This window comes from Spirosoma sp. KNUC1025 (assembly GCF_045160025.1).
Classification (GTDB): Bacteria; Bacteroidota; Bacteroidia; order Cytophagales; family Spirosomataceae; genus Spirosoma.
In genome coordinates this window covers 2,521,258-2,541,372 of the sequence record NZ_CP087139.1, presented here as the reverse complement: position 1 = coordinate 2,541,372, position 20,115 = coordinate 2,521,258, and the positions used below count along the sequence as shown (strand labels likewise).

Here is a 20,115-nt window from a genome sequence, read left to right as displayed (position 1 = left end):
CCGTAAACTATTTATATTTTTCCAGCGCTTTTACAGCCTCGGGGTATTGCTCGATCCGCTGAAATGCCCAGAGCGACTCAATGGTAGACTCGGCTCCTGAATTTCGGTTAACAGCGCTGGCTCCAATCCCGTCGTAGCCACGCCCGGTCGTTACGTCGTACATAGCTGTATTGGCGACATTCTTACCCAAAAACCAACTGGCTATCTGCCCGGCCAGGTCGGCATATTTGGTGTCTTTGGTTTGATCATAAGCTTCCAGCGCAGCCCAAACCATCGGTCGAATGCCGTAGGCAATCTGCGAAACCTGACTGCTTTTTATCGGCTGAATCTCAGTACCCGGTTGTTTCACCGAAAACGATTCCAGGTAGTTCAGTTTAATCAGATAAGGGTAGAAATTATCAATTTCGCGCCGGGCGACCGTAATCCAGTCGGATTTATTCAGCGCTTTACCGACACGCAGCAGTGCATACGACTGATCGCTGGCGTAGGCGTGCCAGGTATTTTCAAAGCTCAGGATGGCGCCGTAGGGATACTTGCCCGCATCGCCGTACTGCATCGCGACAATACCATCGCCCAACAGTTCAATCAGCTTTAGCACGTCATTGTTCGGAGTTTGCTGGTACAAATTGTTCAGGCTGAGCATCATAATTGCGGCCTGGTCGGTACCGGACCCAAACGGCAACCACTTTGGTACCTGAATACCACTGATAAAATTGTATTCCTTCGGTTTGTTGCCAAAGTCCCGCACCATATTAGCCGTAATTTTTTGCGTAGCAGCCTGCATGCGTGCGGCCAGCGTAGCGTCGGCTTTCTGAAAGTATGGGTACGCTTCGGTTAACAGCCACATGGCCCGCCACGACCAGAAATTAGCTTCGGCTACGCTCGTCTGGAATGTTTTGTTGATTGTCCGATCCGGCCAGAGAAAATTGTAGAAGTAGCCATTCTCGGCTTGCAGCTGAAGCACAAACTCGGTAGTTGTCCGCAGCATGGTCTGTTTTTCGGTACTGGTTGCCAGATCGGGTTCGCGCAGCAGAAAAAGGCCAGCCCGCGCTACGTCATCGACGCAGGTGAACCCCTCGTCGGCGTCGGTTACGAGGTGGTAATCCGGTGCTTCGCTGTAAATAGCGATTGTACCCACTTCAACATTATTGGACGCTAGTTTCACGGTCTGATAAAGCCTATCCAGATGCGAGAGATTAACGTAGCGTGAGGCTGGCGGGGTTGTCTGAGCGGCTGGCTGCTCCTTCTTGCACGAAAAAGCGAAGAGCAGTATCTGAATCACCAGCAATCGCACTAAAGCGGGTCGGGTCATAACGTTTTTCTAGTATCCTTCTGTCGAAATGGTAAAGCGGTCAATAAACTAATCTTTCAACCCAGTGGAGGCCATGCTGCGGATAAAGTGTTTCTGAAAAAACAGGTACAAAATCACAATCGGAATGGCCAGCAAAACGGCAGCTGCAATCTTCACGCCCAACAACCCTTCGGCTCGTCCGCCTACCGAAAATAACGTTACCAACTGAGGCATGGTCATCGTCGACTCGTCGCGGATAACGATAAGCGGCCACAACGCTTCATTCCAGATACCCATGAACGTAAGGATCGTAATGGTCAGAACGGTTGGCAAAATATTCGGGACGAGAATCTGAAAAATGATCCGAAATTCGCCAGCGCCATCCATCCGGGCCGCATCAATCAGTGCCTGTGGTAAACTCTGAAATGCCTGCCGGAACAGCAGAATCGAGAGCGAATTGAGCGCAAACGGCACAATCAGGGCAAAATACGTATCGACCCAGCCTAACCGCACCATCGTAATGTAATTCGGAATGAGCGTTATCTGAAAGGGCAGAGTCATGGTAAAGATGATCAGGTAAAAAATCCAGGTACGCCCCACAAAATCGAGCCGGGCCAGGGCATACCCGACCATCGCTCCCGACACAAGCACTAACCCCGTTGTGACGACGGCGACAAAGGCACTATTCAGAAATGCCCGGTCGAGCGGAATTTTTGTGAAAACCGTTACGTAGTTGCTCCATGTAAAGTTTACCGGCAGCAGCGCCAGCTCACCCAGCCCGTTCTCCGACGATAGAGATGCGCTCACCATCCAGATAAACGGATAGATAAACGACAGTGCCGCCAGAATCAGAAGGGTGTATTTCAGTATCGTCTGAACCATTATTTTTAGTCAGTAGAACATTCGTCATTGGTCATTGATAGCCTGCGTTTGATGGCCACTAAACACAACGGACGACTTCTTAAATTTCCTGCTCAACGTATCGCCGTTGAATGATAACAACAAACAGAATTATCAGCGCAAAACAGAAGCCAAGCGTTGCCGAATACCCCATGTGGTAATACTGAAACGCCTGTCGGTAAATGTACATAACTGCCGAGAGCGTCTTGTTCATCGGCCCGCCCCCAGTCATGATGTAGGGTTCAACAAACAACGAAAAGCCGCCAATCGTCGACAGGACGACAACCGTAAAAATGGTTGGGTTAATCATCGGCAACGTAATGTAGCGGAACTTCTGCCAGTTGGTCGCTCCCTCCAGATCGGCGGCCTCGTAATACTGCATCGGTACGGATTGTAGGCCAACCAGAAACAGGATGATGTACAGCCCCACGTTTTTCCAGGTAGCCATAATAGCAATCGAATACATGGCGACCTCCGGGTCGTCGAGCCAGGATACGCGCGGCAAACTTAACGCGACCAGCATCCGGTTCAGAACACCGGAGTTGAAACTCAGCATCTGCTGCCACAAAATCGTAACGACCACTCCCGACACAATCACTGGCAGAAAAAAAGCGGCCCGAAAAAAGGCGGCACCCCGTATCGTTCGGTTCAACAGCTCGGCCAGCGCCAGCGCCACCACAATCTGTAACGGAATATGCAGAATCAGGAAACGTATCGTATTCCAGACCGCCTGCCAGAACAGACGATCGTTAAATACGTGCTCATAATTCGCCAGCCCAACGTACTTCATCGGCGAAATGATATTCCAGCTATGAAACGTCAGCACTATCGAGAAGACAACCGGAAACGCCACAAACACCAAAAAGTGAAGGATGTACGGCGAAACCAGCAAATAAGGCGTCCACTTTTTCATAATGATTGAATTACTGAATGATAGAATGATAGAATGATAGAATTGTAGTGAAAAAGTCATTCAGTAATTCAATCATTCAATCATTTCCCAAAAGTATGTCGACCGCCTTTGCGGCATCGGCAATGGCGGCTTCGGGTGTTTTTTTGTTAAAGATGACACAGGCTTCGTATTCCTGTGAGATGATGTCAAAGACTTCGACGATCACTTCGCAATTGTCTACTCCTTTGATGTAGCGGGTCTGTTGCGCAAACGGACGTAAACGCGGATTTTTCGACAAAAAATTGGCAAAATAAGCGTCGGTGTCTATGTTTCTCCGGCGTGGAAACTGACCGGTCAATTCCATAAGCCGTAAATCGCCGGGCTTGTCAACCAGCGTTTTGACGAACTCCCAGGCGGCCTGCGGGTCACGGCAGGTATTGAAAATGACAATATTTTTCGGATCACCATACGTATAAGCAGGACCGCGATGATTGTCGGGAACGGGCATGGTATACGTATCGTATTCAAAACCCGGATCTTTAAATTTTTCCAGAAACCCAACTGTCCAGGGTCCTGTAAACTGCGAAGCAATACGTTGCGCCAGAAAAGGGTCACGCGTAGCCGACAGCCGCTCGCGGGCAAAATAGTTGTCTTTGTAAAGAGTTTGTAAAAACCGGAATACGTCAACGGCATACTTGTTGTTGAAAGCCGCCCGGTTGTTGGCAATGAGCGGAGCTCCGTTGGAAGCCGCCAGATAGAGCGGATAAAAGTTGAATAGCCGTTCGTACCAGATAGCTTTTACCTCCGTATAGCCCAGCCACTGATCAACGTAGCCGTCGCCGTTTTTATCCTGTTTAAGCTGCCGACCGGCATCGAGGTAACTCGCATATGTATACGGTGGCCTGACCCGCTGAAGTCCATCGACAGCCCGTTTATTGCAAACCAGCATAATGGGATTCACTTTCCACGGTACCTGATAAATATGCCCGTCCGACGACGTAATTTCCCGGATAACGGCACTATCGCAACGAGCGGTAATAAATTCGGTAAAACCTTTGAGCTTATCGAGCGGAATAAGCACCCCCGCTTTGGCGTACATTTCTACGCTCCCCTGCCACATATTGGCGTAAATGTCGGGTGTGGTTTTGCCCACTACCGACGCCAGAATGATTTCTTCGCTCGATTGTCCTTCGGGAATTGGCTGGTAACGGAGCGGCTTATCGGGTCGGGTACGCTGCCAGCGGGTCGTAAACTCTTTCGCAAACGCAATTTCTCCGGCATTGTTAGAACACCAAAATGTGAGTGTGTGCGATTGCGTGGCATCGTCGCGGTGGCAGCCAGCCAGCACTAACAGACAGATCAGAAGAGCGAGTTGAAGACGTAGCAAGACTATATCGTTTTTTGTTCTTCAGCGAAGGAGGAATCCAGAGCTTTTCAAATGAGAAGCATTACGATTCCTCCCTCGCCGGAAAACAAAATAAAAATAATGAATTATGGTTTTTCAGCGGTGTAAATCGACTTTATCTGGGTATCGCTCAACGCCACGTTATAAATACGTAATTCATCCAGATCGCCACGGAAATATCCGCCCCACGGGCCATAGAAATTATTACCGTCGGCGTCATCCTTGTCACTCGTACCGTACAGACTGGTTGGCAAATCCTGCCCAATGGCCAGATTAATTGTATTCTTCACAGATACGGGTGTTCCAGTTAGCTTATCCCAGCTTTTTGTCAACGTACCATTGAGGTAGAAATTCATTAGACCCTCTTTATACGTGACGGTGATAAGATACCATTTGTTAAGATCCAATGGAGGATTCGCATTGTCATGGTCGATAATTCCCGTCGTTGTTTTAACCGTAAAGAAGGCATAATTTGCCTGCTGGATATTTAACTTATAGCCATTCCAGCGATTCAGACCCAGTATGTAGTTGTTTGCATTACTGGAATCCATACGCGCCCATACGCTCACTGTCATTTCTTTCGAAGGATTTAAAACCGAGTTGTAAGGCACTTCGATATTACCCCCTTTGAAGAAATGATAGGCTTTATTATCAACCCCATATCGGTCTTTTGTTAGCGTTGGCGTACCGGCTCCCCAGAGTGAACTTCCCGCTTTTAAAGTACCGTCAAAGCCCTTACCGGAAGCATCCTTTGTGTCTCCATCCATTTTCAGATAAAGAACCAGATTAGCCGGAGCAATCTGCTGCACCTGCTTGCTCAGAAAGAGAAGACCCGCCTGACCCAGATTGACGTACGCATTGTTGACATCCGATTGCGTAGCGTTTGTATTATTGTACACCGTATTAGCGGCATCGATGGCCGTTTTAAATACCGCCTTGGAGCCTGCTTCAAACTGCCCGACCTGCGCTCCTTCCACCGCTAGAGCGTAGCCCGCATTGGCACTGTCCAAACGAGCTTTTAATCTTGATTTATCAACCGTTACAGCGACTGGGTTATCTTCCTTTTTACAGGACTCAAACACGACCATCAGCAACACGAAGGCAAATAGTACACTCAACAGTGAGCGAACAGAAAATGAATTGTTTTTCATGGATTGTTAGGAGTTAAATTGATTGGTAAGAAGTTGATGTTTAACCTCTAAATTCCCTGAAGGTCGGACGGCCGCTGCCGGACTTGGCTCGCATTCGAATTAAGTCCGGCAGCGGCCGTCCGACCTTCAGGGGATTAGGGGTTTTCAGATTATTCATTTAAAATTTCAACGCTTTGTTGGTATCCCGTTCACTTTGCGGAATCGGGAAATAGCGATTGGTTTCGTAGGTAAACGTCGTTTTATCCCGTAATGCAGCTTGAGCATACTCTTTGCCCCAACGCATCAAATCGAAAAACCGGTGAAACTCAAGACCTAACTCAACCCGCCGTTCGTGGTAGATGGCCTCGCGCAGACTCGACTGAACCGTTGTTGTTACGTCGGGAAGCAAACCATTTGGAATACCACCTGTAGCCGTTACCGAGCCCGGCCCAGAAACGGTTGCTTTCAGTGCCGGATCGTTGAGGTAGCTTTCCCGCGCCCGTTTTCTGACCTGGTTCAGCAACGGCAATGCTTCTGCCGAACGACCGAGTTCATTCAGCGCTTCGGCCTGCCACAGCAGTACGTCGGCATAGCGGATCGTTACGTAGTTCAGGTTGCCATCGCCTTTTGTACTGCTGGGAATTTCGGCTAACGGTTGCTCATGTTTTTTGGTCAGATAGCCCGTTGGCGACCAGGTCGGGTCAAAAGGTTCGCCATTGACCCAGGGTTTACCCGCCCGCCCAACGGTATAATCGAGCCGAGGGTCAACGACGCCCGCGCTGGTCTTCTCAAATTCGTTGACGAAACCGGTCGTGGGTGCGTTGAAAAAATAGCCGTTTTCATTTTGGCGGGGTGCAAACCACTGATTCAGACGATTTCCGGTAAACGGCACCTGTCCGGTCAGGTGCTGAACGGCAAAAACGGATTCAGCGCTGTTTTTATGCGCCTGATCGAAATTTTGCGCGAATACCGGCAAAAGAGAATAATTGCCCATAGCCTGTACCTGTGCGGCTGTCGTTGCGGCCAGTTGCCATTTTTTCTCGTACAGATACGCCTTAGCCAGCAGAGCCGTAGCCGCACCTTTGGTAGCCCGCCCAACGTCGGCACCGGTATACGTAGCGGGCAGGTTATTGATGGCTTCCTGTAAATCGGGTTCAATGGCCTGCTCATAAATCGTTTGCACCGGCGACTGCGTAATCTGGAGCTGATCAGCATTTTTGGGTTCGAGCAGGAGTGGCACGGGGCCATAAATATTGACCAGATAGAAATAATACAGCGCCCGCAGGAACCGCGCTTCACCCAGAATTCGTTTTTTAACGTTGGCGTCCATGCTGATGCCGGGCACCCTGGTCAGAATCTGATTACACCGGTAAATCCCTTCGTACATCTCCCCCCATTGTGATTCAACGGGGCCGTTGCTCGGAAAAATCTGGAAGTTGTCAATCAAACCTATATCGGCCTGATCGCCGGGGTCGCCCCCTTTCGCAGCATCGTCGGACGCTACGTCGCCGAATACCCACAGCCGGTTTCGGTCGCTCGAAAATGTCAGGGGAGTGTAGGCGGCATTGATGGCCAGAATAGCCTGCGCCTGCGTCTGGTAGAAAGCTCCATCGGAGTAGTTGCCGAGCAGCTGTTCGTCCAGGTAATTTTTGCAGCTGACTGTTGCCAGCATGAGCAGGCAAGTACTCAGAAACAATGAATAAATTCGGTTCATAACGTTACGTTCAAAAATTCACATTTAAGCCTATGGTGTACGTTTTCGCACTCGGATACGTACCCCAGTCGATACCAACTGCTACGTCGCCCCTGAACTGTTCGTTATTGACATTGTCACTGCTTTGCTGCTCCGGATCAAGCCCTGGGTACTTCGTAAATGTCAGCAGGTTCTGACCCGCCAGGTAGATACGTACACTCGATGAGCCGATTTTCTGGCTCAGTTTAGCGGGCAGTGTATAGCCGATTTGCAGGTTTTTCAGGCGTGTGTAAGCGCCATCTTCCAGAAAGCGCGTAGACGACTGCTTGTTGTTTGACGAGCCCTGCCACGATACTCGGGGCTGTGTATTGCTCGTTCCTTCGCCCCGCCAGTGATCGTCGACTACCCGTTTGGAAATATTGAATGACCGATAAAATCCTTCGATATCAGTGGCCACCTGGTAATAAATCTTATTGCCCGATACACCCTGAAAAAATGCCGACAGATCGAACCCTTTCCATTGAACATTGGCCGTTAGTCCATACAGCAGCGTCGGAATCGGGCTGCCAACGTGCGAACGGTCAGTCTGATCGATGCGTCCGTCTCCGTTTATGTCTGCGAATTTTACGTCGCCGGGCTGAATGGTATTTCCCTGAAACGCGCTGGTAAATATTTCTTCTTTATTTTGAAAGATACCGGTTTGCGTCAGCAGGTAAAACGACCCTATAGGATAGCCCGGCTCGGTCAGCGTAGCGAAAATGCCGTTGTCGATACGTCCACCCGGAATCGGGCGACCATCGCTGAGTGAGATGACTTTGTTGCGGATGAACGAGCCGTTGGCGGTTATGTCGAACGTAACCGGCCCAACCCGATTTCGGTACGTTAAATCCAGTTCGACACCCCTGTTTTCTACCCGCCCGGCATTGACATAGGGGACGCCCGACGTACCTCCCGAGCGGGGAACCGGTATAGGCACCAGCATATCGGAAGTAGTCTTGATAAAATAGTCGACGTTTAGCTGTAGTTTATTCTGAAAAAAGGCCGCATCTATGCCTATATCGGTCTGGGTCGATGCTTCCCATTTTACGGTAGAATTTCCCGGCTGGTAATGGCGTAGCCGTTGTTAGTCTGTTGCGGATTGCCCAACGGATAATTATAGCCGCTCCCGACGATGGATGCATACGGGTAATTCCCGATATCCTGATTGCCAAGTTGCCCGATACTCGCCCGCACTTTCAGGGCCGACACAACGCTGGTTAGTGGTTGAAAAAACGTTTCCTGATCGATGTTCCACCCTACAGACCCCGAAAAGAAGGTAGCGTAGCGATTCTGCGGTGAAAAGCGCGAAGAACCATCCCGCCGAATGTTGACCGTAGCCAGGTATTTGTTCTGATAAGCGTAGTTCAGCCGGATAAATTGCGAGAGCAGTTTCCAGCGCTGATCGCCCTCGGAAGAGGAGCGCCCCAGTGGATCGTTGCCGCGCCCGAGGTAACGCAGGTTGGGGTCCTGGTCAATGAAATTCCGGTCGGAACCTACCAGATCGCGGCTGATATTCTGAATGGCTTCCATCCCTACCAAGGCCGATACGTCGTGTTTTTCGGCGAATGTGTGGGTATAATTCAGCGTGTTGTTCCAGTTCAGGTTACTGACGGTGCTGATGCGATCACTTAATGAAGCAGGGCTGTTAATCCGCCCGTTGGTGCCCCAGTTTTCGTTGTACGTTTTGCGATTGATGATGTACAGATCCAGCCCGCCATCCGAACGAAACCGCAGGTCTTTTGTGATTTGCCACTCGGCAAACAGATTACCGAATACCCGATACTGATTTTCTTTATTGTCCTGTTTATTCGCTAATCCCACCGGGTTGTATCCATCACCGTAGAGATCAGGCCGCGCGGGCAAATCCGTATAATTTCCGGTCGAATCGTAGATGGCAATGGCTGGCGTACGAAACAAGGCATACCGAACGATACTGCCGCCGTTTCCCCCATACCCATCGCCCGAACTACCAACAATACTGCGCTTCGAGAACGTAAGGTTAACGTTAGTACCAATTTTTAATTTGCCTTTTATATCCGTATCCAGACTCGTCCGCAGGGCGTACCGTTTATAGCCTGAATTCAGGATAATCCCCTGTTGGTCGAAGTAGTTACCCGAAATCAGGTAGTGCGAACGCTCGGTGCCCCCACTGATCGACAGTTGATAATTTTGAATGGGTGCCGTACGGAAAATAGCCCGTTGCCAGTCAGTATTGGGCAACGTACTGGGGTCAGCCGTAATCAGCTTTCGGTAAAGCGTTGGATCACCAATAGCGGCATTGTCGGTATTCGCAGCTTCATTGTAAATCTGGACGTATTCGGCCGTATTAGCCATTGGAATCAGCCGTCCATGCTGCTGGATACCGGTATAACTGTTGAACGAAATCCGGGGAGCACCCGATTGACCACGCTTGGTAGTCACCACGACAACGCCATTGGCCGAACGAGCGCCATAAATCGCGGCCGACGACGCATCTTTCAGCACCGACATACTTTCAATATCGTTCGGATTCAGCAGGCTGGATGGGTCTTTGGTCGGTACGCCGTCGATCACGAAAAGCGGGCTATTGTCGTTAATGGTTCCTACACCCCGGATACGTATCGAAACGCCTTCACCCGGTTGCCCCGTAGACTGCGTTACGCGAACACCGGCAGCTTTCCCCTGTAGAGCCTGATCGATACCGCCAACAGGCAATCGGCCAATGTCTTTGGCTGTAACGGTAGACACTGCCCCGGTCAAATCGGCTTTTTTCTGCGTACCATAGCCTACCACCACCACTTCATTGAGCGCTTTGGCATCGTCGGCCATCGTTACGTTCACATCGCTCTGATTGCCCAGACTAATTTCCTGCGTAACATACCCTATATACGAAAACTGTAGAACAGCTCCCTGATCGGGAACGCTCAATTGAAAGCGCCCGTTGGCATCAGTCGTCGTTCCTTTGGAAGTACCTTTCAGTAATACGCTTACGCCCGGCAACGGCTGGCTTTTAGCATCAACTACCCGCCCGGTTACGGGTCGGTCTGCTACGAATAAACGGTCTGGAAGTCGGTTATGTGCAAGTGTAGTCGCCGGTAAGCAGGTAGCGACATACATGAAAAGTGAAGCACAGGCAAGTCTCCTGATAGGTAGGATGATAAACGTATACTTCATATAATTTACGCTGAGTTAACTAAGAGCCGCTAGTAATTTAAATAAGACAACGTCTCAATAAATACTACTCTTATTTCAAGCAATAATACAAAAACAGACGATAAATGTTAGATCATGTTGCATGGATTATGGGCTTTTTGATGAAATAGCCCTTATTTCTTTTAAACGGTCAGTTTTTAAAGGATTTACCGAAAGGACGATCACTCGGTTTGCCTTTCCGCCCCGACCGTACTAACTTTGGGTATGGAAAATTTCGTGGTCTCGGCCCGCAAGTACCGTCCGGCTACCTTCGATACCGTCGTGGGGCAGGAACACATTACGACTACCCTTAAAAACGCCATTAAGACCAATCATCTAGCGTCGGCGTTTCTCTTCTGCGGACCCCGTGGCGTGGGTAAAACCACCTGCGCCCGTATTTTAGCCAAAACAATCAATTGCCAGAATCTGACTGCCGAGGGCGAAGCCTGCGACAAGTGTGAATCGTGCGTAAGCTTTAATCAGAATGCGTCATTTAATATCCATGAACTGGATGCCGCTTCCAACAACTCCGTTGAGGACATTCGGAACCTGATCGACCAGGTACGTTATCCGCCCCAGTCGGGCAAATACAAGATTTATATTATTGATGAGGTGCATATGCTCTCCTCAGCGGCTTTCAACGCATTTCTGAAAACGCTGGAAGAGCCTCCCTCCTACGCCATTTTTATTCTGGCTACAACCGAGAAGCATAAAATTCTGCCCACGATTCTGTCGCGCTGTCAGATCTTCGATTTCAACCGGATTCAGCCGCAGCACATTGCCGACCATCTGGCAAAAATTGCTGAGAAAGAAGGCATCACTGCCGAAACGGAAGCCCTTGATCTGATCGCTCAGAAAGCCGACGGCGGCTTGCGGGATGCGTTGTCGATGTTCGATCTGAACGTAACGTTTGCTGCCGACCGGGTCATTCGGTACAAGGAAGTGCTTGACAACCTGCACATTCTTGATTACGATTATTACTTTAAACTGACCGATTTGCTGCTGGCGGGAAACCTGTCGCAGAGCCTGCTAACGGTCGATGAAATTTTACGGAAGGGGTTCGACGGGCATCAGTTCGTGGTTGGCTTGTGTCGTCATTTTCGTGATTTGCTGGTGTGTAAAGATGCCGCTACGGTACAGTTGCTGCAGGTAACCGAAACCGTTCGTCGGCAATACCTCGATCAGTCGGCGCGGGCACCGATGTCGTTTCTGCTATCGGCTTTAAGTACGGGCAGTCAGTGTGACCTGAATTACAAACAGGCTAAAGATCAGCGGCTGCATACCGAATTGTGGCTGATGAAACTGGCCAACCTGCGAAACCTGCTCAACTGGGAATCGCTGCCGGAACTGCCGCTGAACGGGGCACGTACCGTAGACGGAAATCCGACGATAGTAAGAAATTCTGAGCCGCTGTCAGCCGAAAAAAAAACGGCAGTCCACAGCCCTCACCTGACAATGGCCATTCGTTAACTGAAACGCATCCGGTCACGAGTGAACCGATTCAAGGTTATCAGCCGACTACGTCTTCCAACGGTGCAGAAACGAACGGTACGAGCATCAAACCGGTAACTCCTACAAACGGAGACGGCCAATCAGGAATAGCGACAAATGGGGCGACTACCGTAGCGGCACCTGTAGCTACTCAGCCAGCCAGACCACAAATAGCCCCGCTGACGCGGCCCGCTGGCAGTCGACTCCGCTCAACAGTTTCGCTAACAGCCGGACCAGCTCAGGCTACTGCCGAGACGGACGAGGAAGTCGCTATAAAGACACCTGCCCGCCCCGATAAGGCGTTTACATTCGAAGATTTGCAGGATGCCTGGATTACATTTGCCCGAATGCGTCGGCAACAAAACGATATTACGTCGGAGCAGGTTGTGCTAAACCGGGAGCTGGTGCTCGATGGGACAATCATTCACCTGACGCTCGACAATACGTTGCAGGTGGGCTACCTCACGGAGCTAAAGCCTGATTTGTTGGGTTACCTGCGGAATGAACTTCAGAACAGTCAGATTCAGGTTGAGCATAAAGTAGTGGTTCAGGAAGTGAAGAAAATGATCTACAGTTCACAGGACAAGTTCAACTACCTGGCTGAAAAAAATCCGGCCCTGCACGATCTGCGGAAAGTTTTGAATCTGGAAGTGGATTACTGATCTGAACTAGAATTTTAAGGATTAAAATGATTAACAGGATTTTCGTACTGACCATATCCCGCCAATCTTTTTAATCTCTTTAAAATCCTGGTTCCAGACCAAAGGCTTCCATAGGGTTTTCGACTAAAATCTGTTTCCAGTCTTTTCGGGTAAATCCGCGTTTGTTGAGATCGGGGATAAGCTGCTTAAACAAGACTGTATAATCCCGATCGATCGTGCCGCCATTGGGTTTGGCAGGGTCGTACCAACCCGCATCGTGCGACAAGAGGATTCGGTGAAGAAACCGATTTTCTTTCAGGAGCAACAGCGTTTCGGCATAAATTGCCACATTAGTCCGGTCGAGTCCATCCAAACTCACCCACGCCCCTTCCCGGACTGCCCGAGCGTAATGCACCATATTATTGCCCTGTGCATGAACCCAAACAAACGCATCAGGCCGAACACCTTCCTGTTTCAATACGTCAATCTGTTCAAAAGCGGGCACATACGGACCCGTATGCGAGCAGATGGTTAGCCCTGTGCGCTTGTGTGTGCGGGCGGCCGCCATGATCAGTTTTCGGTGCAGTTCTGATAATGGTCCCGGATTAACACCGATTTTGATAAAACCGGGTCGAATGCCAGTGGAATCGATACCCTTCTGAAAATCGCCCACCCAGCGGTTGGCCAATTGATCAGCCGTTTCGGTAAGAGCGTGAGCCGGAAGAAATTTATTATCCGACGCGCCGTAATAGCCCGTATTGGTAAGAATTCGTACGCCCGACTGTTCGGATAATTCGTTTAAGAGCAAAGGGTCTTTGCCTAAATAAGCCGGTGTACAATCCAGCATCGTCTGGCATCCCAGCCGTTTTAATTCCTGCAAATAGGGCAGCATTTTAGCCATCACTTCAGTCCGACTCCAGCGATCAGGCGAAATCTTATCGGCCCCAATAAAGTCTACCAGTACGTGCTCATGAACAAGGGCAAGCCCCATATCAGCCGCCGACACAGGGCCCGTTACGGTATGAACGATCCGTTTGGGTTTACCGGCCATCAGCAGCCCCATCAGTGAACTTCGCAGAAACGAACGACGGGAGTACATCGTTTACGGTTGTTTCGTTTTATTGGCAATATTCCCTTACTGCATTTTCGGCATCCGCATAACCCAGCCGCTGAGCCTGTTTCAGGTTCAGGCAGGCACTTTCGCGCTCATCATGAACCATCTGCGCAATACCGAGCCCATAAAATGCTTTCCCAAATTTCGGGTCGGCCTCCACTGCTTTCTGAAAATCAGCAATAGCGCCGGTAAGGTCTTTCTGCTGGAACCGCAGATTACCCCGATTGTATAAGGCCAGCGAATTTTTCGGATCTAACGTAATGGCCTGCGAGAAATCCGTCAGAGCAGGTTGGATTTGTCCCTGTAGGGCAAACAATTGGCCCCGGTTCAGAAAGATTTCAGCACTCAGGCTTCGACTGGTGTCGGGCATTAACCGTATGGCTTCTGAATAATCCTTTATAGCCCCTGCCTGATCATTCTGTGCGGCTTTCAACAGGCCCCGGTTGTAATAAGACCGGTAAAACTCGGGTTCGAGCTTAATCGCCTGATCGTAGTCGAGCGCGGCATTGGCGTACTCTTTCAATTCAAAATAAGCCACCCCCCTTGAGTTGAACGCTTCCGGGTTTGTCTCATCCGCTTCAATAGCCTGATTCAGCGACTGAACAGCCTCCCGAAACTTGCCCTCTTTTAAATAAGCTCTCCCCTGTTCAACATAGGTATCCGATGAATTACAGGCGATTAGCGAGCAGAAAATAAAAAGTACGATGTAATACGAACGCTTCATTTTTAAATGAGCGAATGAGCGAATGAGTAAACGAGTGAATAGCTGACGCAGAATTATTTCACTCACTAACTCATTCACTCATTCACAATTAATATTATTCACAGCAAAGGTACGGGTGAAATTTTGTCGTTTGGTGAAGAATTGCGTAAGTTTGCATCGGCAAATCGGTGCTACCAGCTCCTGCTGAATCCCCCAGGTCTTGACCGAAGCAAGGGTAGGTGGTCGTAGCGGTGAGACATTGGTTTGCCATTTTTTGTTTCCGTCTATCCCAGCTTCTGTTAAAAACGACGGTTATTCTGTTTAGCGGTTGTCTGTATGTAAACGACGAACCGCTAACTTTTAAACCCAACATGGATCTGATTAGCCAACTCACTACGTCGTTTCAGCATCTGTTCCACGCTGATCCTTTGCTGATTTGCTCCCCCGGCCGTGTCAATCTCATTGGCGAACATACCGACTACAACGAAGGCTTTGTCCTTCCAGCGGCCATCGATAAAGCCATCTATCTAGCGGTTAGCCCTCGTACCGATCATGAACTTCATTTCGTTGCCCATGATCTGAATAAAACCTATACAGGCTCGCTCAGCAACTTACAGCCGACAAATACGTGGGCCGATTACCTGCTTGGCGTACTTGCTCAATTCCGTCTGGCTGATTATCCCATTAGCGGCCTCAACTGCGTTTTTAGCGGAACGATTCCGATGGGATCGGGCTTGTCGTCGTCAGCAGCGCTTGAAAATGGGGTTGGTTTTGCCCTGAACGAACTCTACGGATTAGGCCTCGACCGAATAACATTGCTGAAGTTATCGCAACGGGCCGAAAACGACTTTGTTGGTGCAAAAGTCGGTATTATGGACATGTTTGCGAGCATGATGGGCAAAGCCGATCACGTTATCAAGCTCGACTGCCGTTCGCTCGAATATACCTACGCGCCGTTACGCATGGAAGGCATTAGCATTGTTCTGTGCGACTCTCGGGTAAAACATTCCCTGGTTGCGTCAGAGTACAATACCCGCCGGGCGGAATGTGAAGCAGGGGTACGATTCCTGCAAACTTTTTACCCGGATATCAAAAGCCTGCGCGACGTAACGATGGCTATGCTCGATGAACATCTGCGCGATACCGAACCGTTGATTTATCGTCGGTGTGCTTATGTCGTTCAGGAAAATCAGCGGCTGCTGGATGGCGTGGCTGCGCTGGAAGCCAACGACGTAGCTTCATTCGGACAGCTCATGTATGGCTCACATGAAGGGCTAAGCCATTGGTACGAAGTAAGTTGCACTGAACTGGATATACTGGTCGATATTGCTCGTCACCAGCCTGGTGTTTTGGGGGCCCGCATGATGGGCGGAGGATTTGGCGGTTGCACCATTAACCTGGTAAGGGAAGATTCACTTGAAGCCTTTACTGACCATATTATAAAACAATACAAAGCCCAAACGGGGAAAGATACGTACATTCACGTCTGCAAAATCCAGGATGGAACGCACGTTGTGAATGAGTTAGTGAGTTAATCCGCTAATCAGTCGATGCAGGGGTCAATTCGTACGTAATGAACAGACCGATTCATCGACTTACAGACAGGTTAACTCATCAACGGACGACTGACTCACTTAATTAACTTCAATTTAACTATGAAATTTTTCATTGATACGGCTAATCTGGCCGACATTCGTGAGGCCCAGGAGATGGGTATCCTCGATGGGGTAACAACCAATCCTTCGCTGATGGCAAAAGAAGGCATTACTGGAAAAGAAAACGTAATGCGCCATTATAAACAAATCTGCGAAATCGTAGGAAACGATGTCAGCGCGGAGGTGATCTCGATCAAATATGAGGAGATGATTAAGGAAGGCGATGAGCTTGCCGAAATCGACGAGAACATCGTTGTTAAAATACCGATGACGGCCGACGGTGTAAAAGCCATTAAATATTTTTCGGAAAAAGGCATTCGTACCAACTGTACGCTGATTTTCTCAGCGGGTCAGGCGCTGGTAGCGGCCAAAGCGGGTGCGTCATTTGTATCGCCATTCGTCGGTCGTCTGGACGACATCTCGACCGACGGGATGGAGTTGATCGAACAAATTGTAACGATTTTCACCAACTACGGTTTCACGACCGAAGTACTGGCAGCATCAGTTCGTCACCCAATGCACATCATCAAATGCGCTGAAATTGGAGCCGATGTTATGACGGCCCCACTGAGCGTTATTAAAGCACTGCTGAATCACCCACTTACTGATAGTGGACTGGCGAAATTCCTTGCCGACCACGAAAAGGCTAATCTGCCGGTGAAGAAGTAAATAAAGAGTCAACACGTCATTGGTCATTCGTCATTGGTAAATCAATCGTACGAATGGCCAATGACCAATGACCAATGACTAACGAGTGACGATTTATTTTTATGCTTTCCCCCGAACCTGTTCTTACACTTGACCACGCCGATATTTATCAAGGCAAAAAGTTGGTTTTAGGCGACGTCTCCTTTCAAATCAACAAAGGCGATTTTGTTTACGTAATTGGTCGTACCGGAAGTGGAAAATCATCGTTGTTAAAAACATTATACGCCGATTTGTGGCTCCAGACGGGGAAAGGCCGGGTTGCAGGATATGCCCTGAATGCCCTTACCCCACGCGACATCCCGCAGCTACGCCGGAAAATCGGGATTGTCTTTCAGGATTTCCAGCTCTTTTTCGACCGCTCGGTCGAGGAAAACCTGAAGTTTGTGCTGAAAGCTACTGGCTGGACAAATAAAGCCGATATGGACCGGCGCATTGCCGAAGTGCTGACGCAGGTTGGCCTGGATACGGCTCAGCAGAAAATGCCCCACCAATTATCGGGGGGCGAACAGCAGCGCATCGTGATTGCCCGCTCGCTGCTCAATCATCCTCAAATTATTATTGCCGACGAACCAACGGGAAACCTCGACCCAGCCGTCGCTGACCAGATCATGAAGGTTTTTCAGGCCATCAACAACGGAGGAACCGCCATACTCATGGCCACCCACAATTACGAATTACTGCACAAATATCCGGCTCGCGTATTACGTTGTCAGGATAGTCAAGTGATTGAATTACGCGGATAGCGCTACCCTTCTTCAGGTTAAGCCGTTTCAGGAAGTTTGGTGATGGCACATCCTTTGTCCACAACTTCAATTTAGTTAACGGTTCCAACGTATGCGACGGAAAATTGCTCTTGTCATTATAGGGGTTCTCGCGGTTTTAGTTGTCTGGCAATGGGAGCTTGTTAGTTATGGCTGGATGCAGGCACGGGGTCAACTGCGGATTTTGTGGAATACCCGACCTGTTTCAGACATACTGGCCGATACAGCCTACCCCGATTCGCTAAAGCAAAAAATAGAACTTATCCAGGAAATTAAGCGTTTTGCTATTGATTCGCTTGGCTTAAACAAGTCAGGCAGTTACGAGTCATTTTATGATCAGCAGGGTAAGCCTATTCTGTGGGTTGTTACGGCAGCCGAACCCTACCAACTGATTGGTAAACAGTGGACGTTTCCGATCATCGGTACGTTTTCATACAAAGGTTTTTTTGAGAAAGATTGGGCAGATTCTACTGTATCACAGCTAAAACGTGACGGCTTTGACACCCGGATTAATGAAGTATCGGCCTGGTCGACATTAGGATTTTTGAATGATCCGATTCTATCCAGTTTCCTGAATCGTTCGGTAGGAAGTCTGGCTGAATTGATTATTCATGAGTTGACACACGGGACATTGTTTGTAAAAAATAGTTTGGAGTATAATGAGAATTTAGCCGATTTCGTAGGGGAATATGGGGCTCAGCGTTTTCTGGCACAGAAATATGGAAAGCAGTCTGTACCCTATCAGAACTATATGTCGACAAAAGCGTTTTATGATCGATATGACGAACATATTCTGCGGGGTACCCGAACGCTCGATAGTTTGTACCGGACGTTTAAACCAACCACGCCGATAGTCGTCAAAGATTCGCTGAAGTGGCAAACGATACGGCAAATTGTTGTGACGGTAGATACAATCAGCAACGAACTGACTCAAAGCCACGTACGTTTAGTAAAAAAACGACGGCTCGACAAACTAAACCTACCCAACAATGCGTACTTTATTGGTTACCTTACTTACCGAAAACAACAGAACCGTTTTCGGAACGAGTTTGAAAAACGATTTGACAGTAACTTTAAACGCTATCTAACATACCTTAAGGAGACCTATCCGTCCTTATAAATGAAGCCCGTCAGATTCGGGCAGTGACCGTATGAAAAAGTTCTTAATAGGCATCGGTTTCATTTCTGTTCTGAGCAGTGGTTTTGTTGCGCTGAATACGTATCGGCGCGTAGCGAACAATAGTTTCGGACCGGGTGAGCACATGGAATACCGTGTCCATTACGGTTTTATAAACGCAGCCGAGGCCATTGTCGACGTTAGCCCTACCCTCTACAAAGTCAATGACCGTCCGTGCTACCGCGTTAATGTCGACGGGCGAACGGTTGGCGCTTTTGACCTGGTTACGCGTGTCCGCGATACCTGGCGGTCTTATATTGATACGTCGGCGATTCTACCACAGAAATTTTACACCAATCTTCAGGAAAACAATTACCGAAAAGAGCAAAACATTACGTTTAATCACGAAGCAAATACGGTTAAAGCTGAAGAGCGTACCGAGCGTGATGTATTTAAAGTGCCTGATAATGTGCACGATCTGATCAGCGGCTATTACTTTCTGCGAACGATTGATTTCAACAGACTGAATCCTGGTCAGGTGATTGAAGTACCTGCTTTCTACGACGACACCGTTTATAATATGAAGGTGCGTTATCGGGGAAAAGATGTGGTAAAAACAAAGCATGGCAAGATCAATGTGATCAAACTGAACCCTGTATTGCCACCGGGCAATCAGATGTTTAAGGAAGAGGAATCGATCCGGATATTTGTTTCTGATGATACCAATAAAGTGCCTGTTAAAGTCGAAGTCGATTTATGGATAGGTTCGATGGTGATGGATCTGAAACGTAACGAAGGATTAAAACAGCCGCTCAAATTTTATTAGGCGATTCTGTATCTACCGTTTCCATAGGCGTCAGCGAGTATCTGACGCCTTTTTTAATGCCTTTCTGAGTTGCCTTACCAGCCGTTCGGCCGCATTGAGCCGACTCCAGCTTATGTGCCAGAAGGACTCTTCCGTAGCGCCAAAACTTCGGTAAAAATCACGTATTGACGCTTTAACAGGGCTTTCGAAATCAAACACCGCTGGCTTGCCTGCCTTTTCACGAATAATCTGATCAATCAATAGCGTTCGCGCGTTGCCCAGTCGCCCTGCCGGTGAAGCCGCATTAAACAAATAAATGAGTCGATTTCCCTCCTGTACAAACAAAGCTCCCGCTTCGATACGCCCCTCGCGAACCGCATAACGTAACGTAGCCAACCCTCGACTATTCAGTTCCTTTGTCAGATTTTCGAACATTCGATACGCCCAGACGGCAACACCACCCGGAATTTCATCAGCATGGTTTTCGCGAAATAGATTTAACAAAGGAGCTACGTCGCCTGATTCCATAACGGTCCAATTAGCACGTATCGCCCGGCGCAGATTGGCTTTCCGGTCATGGGTGTACTTACTGAAAATGG

The 20,115-nt window shown here is 49.0% G+C and carries 16 protein-coding genes and 1 pseudogene; 6 read left to right on the top strand and 11 right to left on the bottom strand.

The genetic code is table 11. The features are described from left to right. Positions 1 to 7: 7 nt before the first annotated feature. The 8 genes from LN737_RS11020 to LN737_RS10985 form a co-directional block, all read right to left on the bottom strand. The gene (locus LN737_RS11020; protein WP_405518787.1) at positions 8 to 1,312 is read right to left on the bottom strand and encodes a hypothetical protein; all 1,305 of its coding nucleotides are present in this window, start codon (positions 1,310 to 1,312) and stop codon (positions 8 to 10) included. Between the two features lie 48 nt (positions 1,313 to 1,360). Further along, the gene (locus LN737_RS11015; RefSeq protein WP_405518786.1) at positions 1,361 to 2,173 is read right to left on the bottom strand and encodes a carbohydrate ABC transporter permease; all 813 of its coding nucleotides are present in this window, start codon (positions 2,171 to 2,173) and stop codon (positions 1,361 to 1,363) included. A 79-nt stretch (positions 2,174 to 2,252) separates the two neighbouring features. Further along, positions 2,253 to 3,104, bottom strand: a complete 852-nt coding sequence (locus tag LN737_RS11010; RefSeq protein WP_405518784.1) for a carbohydrate ABC transporter permease — start codon at positions 3,102 to 3,104, stop codon at positions 2,253 to 2,255. A 76-nt stretch (positions 3,105 to 3,180) separates the two neighbouring features. Beyond that, positions 3,181 to 4,470 (bottom strand): extracellular solute-binding protein, encoded by a 1,290-nt coding sequence (locus tag LN737_RS11005; protein ID WP_405518782.1) that lies wholly within the window; start codon positions 4,468 to 4,470, stop codon positions 3,181 to 3,183. Between the two features lie 104 nt (positions 4,471 to 4,574). Next, complete coding sequence (locus LN737_RS11000) at positions 4,575 to 5,639, bottom strand: LamG domain-containing protein (protein WP_405518780.1); 1,065 nt, start codon at positions 5,637 to 5,639, stop codon at positions 4,575 to 4,577. A 157-nt stretch (positions 5,640 to 5,796) separates the two neighbouring features. Beyond that, positions 5,797 to 7,332, bottom strand: coding sequence for a RagB/SusD family nutrient uptake outer membrane protein (locus LN737_RS10995; RefSeq protein WP_405518779.1), 1,536 nt, complete (start codon positions 7,330 to 7,332; stop codon positions 5,797 to 5,799). A 10-nt stretch (positions 7,333 to 7,342) separates the two neighbouring features. Continuing rightward, the gene (locus tag LN737_RS10990) at positions 7,343 to 8,362 is read right to left on the bottom strand and encodes a TonB-dependent receptor domain-containing protein (protein ID WP_405520374.1); all 1,020 of its coding nucleotides are present in this window, start codon (positions 8,360 to 8,362) and stop codon (positions 7,343 to 7,345) included. A gap of 32 nt (positions 8,363 to 8,394) precedes the next feature. Continuing rightward, positions 8,395 to 10,503, bottom strand: a complete 2,109-nt coding sequence (locus tag LN737_RS10985; protein ID WP_405518774.1) for a SusC/RagA family TonB-linked outer membrane protein — start codon at positions 10,501 to 10,503, stop codon at positions 8,395 to 8,397. A 243-nt stretch (positions 10,504 to 10,746) separates the two neighbouring features. Between LN737_RS10985 and LN737_RS10980 the strand changes: the two are divergent. Next, positions 10,747 to 12,674: pseudogene (locus LN737_RS10980) on the top strand (DNA polymerase III subunit gamma/tau). Between the two features lie 79 nt (positions 12,675 to 12,753). Here LN737_RS10980 and LN737_RS10975 read toward each other — a convergent pair. Continuing rightward, positions 12,754 to 13,752, bottom strand: a complete 999-nt coding sequence (locus tag LN737_RS10975) for a phosphotriesterase (RefSeq protein WP_405518772.1) — start codon at positions 13,750 to 13,752, stop codon at positions 12,754 to 12,756. Between the two features lie 19 nt (positions 13,753 to 13,771). Then, positions 13,772 to 14,491 (bottom strand): tetratricopeptide repeat protein, encoded by a 720-nt coding sequence (locus LN737_RS10970; RefSeq protein ID WP_405518770.1) that lies wholly within the window; start codon positions 14,489 to 14,491, stop codon positions 13,772 to 13,774. A 350-nt stretch (positions 14,492 to 14,841) separates the two neighbouring features. Between LN737_RS10970 and LN737_RS10965 the strand changes: the two genes are divergently transcribed. The 5 genes from LN737_RS10965 (at position 14,842) to LN737_RS10945 (ending at position 19,537) form a co-directional block, all read left to right on the top strand. After that, positions 14,842 to 16,005 carry a galactokinase gene (locus LN737_RS10965; RefSeq protein WP_405518769.1) on the top strand — a complete coding sequence of 388 codons (1,164 nt, stop codon included), beginning with the start codon at positions 14,842 to 14,844 and terminating at the stop codon, positions 16,003 to 16,005. 120 nt (positions 16,006 to 16,125) lie between these two features. After that, positions 16,126 to 16,794, top strand: a complete 669-nt coding sequence (gene fsa, locus LN737_RS10960; RefSeq protein WP_405518767.1) for a fructose-6-phosphate aldolase — start codon at positions 16,126 to 16,128, stop codon at positions 16,792 to 16,794. A gap of 101 nt (positions 16,795 to 16,895) precedes the next feature. Further along, positions 16,896 to 17,576: a cell division ATP-binding protein FtsE gene (locus LN737_RS10955; protein ID WP_405518766.1), complete on the top strand. Its 681-nt coding sequence runs from the start codon at positions 16,896 to 16,898 to the stop codon at positions 17,574 to 17,576. Between the two features lie 91 nt (positions 17,577 to 17,667). After that, positions 17,668 to 18,714, top strand: coding sequence for an aminopeptidase (locus LN737_RS10950; RefSeq protein WP_405518764.1), 1,047 nt, complete (start codon positions 17,668 to 17,670; stop codon positions 18,712 to 18,714). Positions 18,715 to 18,745: 31 nt separating this feature from the next. Beyond that, on the top strand, positions 18,746 to 19,537 hold the full coding sequence (locus LN737_RS10945; RefSeq protein ID WP_405518762.1) for a DUF3108 domain-containing protein: 792 nt from the start codon (positions 18,746 to 18,748) through the stop codon (positions 19,535 to 19,537). Positions 19,538 to 19,567: 30 nt separating this feature from the next. Here the strand turns inward: LN737_RS10945 and LN737_RS10940 are convergent, their stop codons facing one another. After that, positions 19,568 to 20,044: a GNAT family N-acetyltransferase gene (locus tag LN737_RS10940; protein WP_405518760.1), complete on the bottom strand. Its 477-nt coding sequence runs from the start codon at positions 20,042 to 20,044 to the stop codon at positions 19,568 to 19,570. Positions 20,045 to 20,115 lie beyond the last annotated feature (71 nt).